Below are 2,720 nucleotides of genomic sequence, written 5' to 3'. Positions count from 1 at the left end.
TCACGCGTTCCAGGGCATTGACCATGTTTTGACGTTGGTGAAGCTCTTCATGGCTTCGACGACGCCCTCCTTGTAGCCGAGGCCGGAGTCCTTGATGCCGCCGAAGGGCGACATCTCGATGCGGTAGCCGGGCACCTCCCAGAGGTTGACGGTTCCGACCTCGAGCTCGGCAACGAAGCGCTGGATGTAGTCGAAGCGGTTGGTGCAGATGCCGGAGGACAGGCCGTAGGCGGTCGAGTTCGAGATGCGGATGACCTCGGCGATGTCGTCGGGCACCCGCACGATCGGGATCACCGGGCCGAAGGTCTCCTCGTGGACGAGCTCGCAATCATAGGGGATGTGGTCGACCACGGTCGGGTGGAAGAGCGCGCCCTCGGCCCGCTTGCCGTGGAGCACCTTGGCGCCCTTCGCCACGGCATCGTCGACCCTGGCCTGGAAGAGCGCGGCCGAGCGGGCGTTGATCACGCAGCCGACATCGGTCTCAGGATCCATCGGATCGCCGCATTTCAGCGTCTTCGCCTTCTCGACGGCGAGCTTCGAGAAGGCGTCGGCGACGCTCTCGACCACCAGGATGCGCTTCACCGCGGTGCAGCGCTGGCCGGAGTTCTTGGTCGCGCCGGTGACCGCGAGCTCGGCCGCCTTGTCGAGATCGGCATCCTCCATGACGATCAGCGGGTCGTTGCCGCCGAGCTCGAGCACGATGCGCTTGTAGCCGGCCTTGTCGGCGATGTGCTTGCCGACCCGGACCGAGCCGGTGAAGGTCACCAGATCCGCATCGGGATCGGTGATCATCGCATCGCCCATGGTCGAGGGGTTGCCGGTGACCACCGAGAGCATCTCGGGCGGCAGGCCGGCCTCGTAGAGCACGTCGGCCAGCGCCAGCGCGGTCAGCGGCGTCAGTTCCGTCGGCTTGAGCACCAGGCGGTTATTGGTGGCGATCGCCGGGGCCAGCTTGTGGCTGACCATGTTGAGCGGATGGTTGAACGGGGTGATCGCCGAGATCACGCCGAGCAGAGGCTGGCGCGTGGTGAAGATCTTCCGCGCCTTGCCGTTGGGCGAGATATCGCAGGAGAACATCTCGCCATCGTCCTTGATGGTCAGTTGTGCCGCAAAAGACCAGACATCATAGGCACGGCTCGCCTCGTAGAGCGAGTCCTTCCAGCACAGGCCGGCCTCGGCGGTGATCAGCCGGGCGAACTCCTCCTTGCGGTCGCGCAGGAGATCGGCCGTCTTCTGCAGGATCTGCTGGCGCTCATAGCGCGAGAGCTTCGGCTTGAAAGCCCTGGCCTTGGCGAAGGCCTCGCGGACATGCTCGGGCCTCGCCGCCGGGATCAGCCCGACGACGCTGTCATCATAGGGGTTCCTGACCTCGACCATGTCCTGCGTCGAGACGAGCTTGCCGGCGATGCGCATCGTCTCGCGGCGCACCGGTGGCTTCACATTGGCGTTCATGGTCAGTGCACCAGGTTGAGGGCGACGTCGAAGACGTCGAAATTGCGCAGGATCCGGCCCTCCGGCACGCTGATCGGCCGGTTGGCGATCATCGGCACGCGCTGCTCGGTGATGCCGCCATGCGAGCGCAAGGGTTCGGTCAGGCCGGAGAGGTCGTGCCGGTCGGGCGAGGTGCCGATCACCTTCTGCCGGGTCGAGACCACGACGACGTCGCCGATCCGGTCGGCCGGCAGCTCGAAGCGCTCGCAGGCCTCGGCCGAGGTCACCGCGAGCGCGATGCCCTCGATCCCGGAGATCCGGGCCGCGACCTCGTCCTGGCTGGCGCCATCCGGCAGGTAGACCGTGGCGAAGGAGCCGAGCGCGCCGTGATGGACGACGTAAGGGTCGGTGATCGGCAGGATCACCCGCATCGTGCCCTGGCCGTACCAGTCGTCCATCAGGCTCTGCAGATAGACGACGTCGGGCTCGCCGTTCGCCAGATGCTTGTCGTTCATGCCGTGGTCGGCGGTGATGACCAGCGTGCAGCCGAGCGCATCGAGCTTGCCGACGTAACCGTCGAACATCGCGTAGAAGGCATCGGCCATCTGCGACCCCGGCGCCGCCTTGTGCTGCACATAGTCGGTGGTCGAGAGGTACATCAGGTCGGGCTTGAACGTCTCGAGCAGCTTGACGCCGGCGGCGAAGACGAACTCGGAAAGATCGGCCGAATAGACCGACGGCACCGGCATGCCGACGAAGTCGAGCACCTTCTCGATGCCGTTCTCTGCCTTGTTGGCCTTGTCGGCCTTCTCCGAGGAGAAGGCGATCGCCGTGCCCGTGGTGAAGTCGAGGCCCTTGCCGAGCAGGGTCCTGAGCTTGTCCTTGGCGGTGACCATCGCGACCTTCAGGCCGGCCTCCTGGAAGGCGGCGAGGATGGTCGGCGCCCGCAGGAAGCGGGCATCGTTCATCATCACCTCTTCCTTGGCCTCGCGGTCGTAGAAGAAATTGCCGGCGATGCCGTGCACCGCCGGCGGGCGCCCGGTGATGATCGAGAGGTTGTTCGGGTTGGTGAAGCTCGGGATCACCGAATAGGCGTGGGTGCTCGCCCCCGTCTTCATGATCTTGTCGAGATGCGGCGTCAGCCCCTTGGCGCTCGCCGCCTCGATATAGGAAGGCTCCGACCCGTCCATGCAGATCACAACCGTCGGGCGAACCGGCCGGGCATAACCCCGCCCATTGGCCACCACATCCGCCCCAACCTTCGAATGCATGTTCATCGGAAATCTCCT

2 protein-coding genes are annotated in these 2,720 nt (G+C 65.5%); both read right to left on the bottom strand.

The window, feature by feature from the left end; all coding sequences use genetic code 11:
* Positions 1 to 1,452 carry a phosphonoacetaldehyde dehydrogenase gene (gene phnY / locus DK26_RS27980; RefSeq protein WP_066480094.1) on the bottom strand — a complete coding sequence of 484 codons (1,452 nt, stop codon included), beginning with the start codon at positions 1,450 to 1,452 and terminating at the stop codon, positions 1 to 3.
* 2 nt (positions 1,453 to 1,454) lie between these two features.
* Positions 1,455 to 2,708, bottom strand: a complete 1,254-nt coding sequence (gene phnA, locus DK26_RS27975; protein WP_083533662.1) for a phosphonoacetate hydrolase — start codon at positions 2,706 to 2,708, stop codon at positions 1,455 to 1,457.
* Between the last annotated feature and the right edge of the window lie 12 nt (positions 2,709 to 2,720).

It is taken from the genome of Allobosea sp. WAO (assembly GCF_001509835.1).
GTDB lineage: Bacteria > Pseudomonadota > Alphaproteobacteria > Rhizobiales > Beijerinckiaceae > Allobosea.
Note: the sequence above shows the minus strand (reverse complement) of the source record. Positions and strands in the feature narration are given on the sequence as shown.

Coding starts and splice junctions, on each gene's coding strand:
- phnY (WP_066480094.1), bottom strand. CDS start 1,452: ATGAACGCCAATGTGAAGCCACCGGTGCGCCGCGAGACGATGCGCATC.
- phnA (WP_083533662.1), bottom strand. CDS start 2,708: ATGAACATGCATTCGAAGGTTGGGGCGGATGTGGTGGCCAATGGGCGG.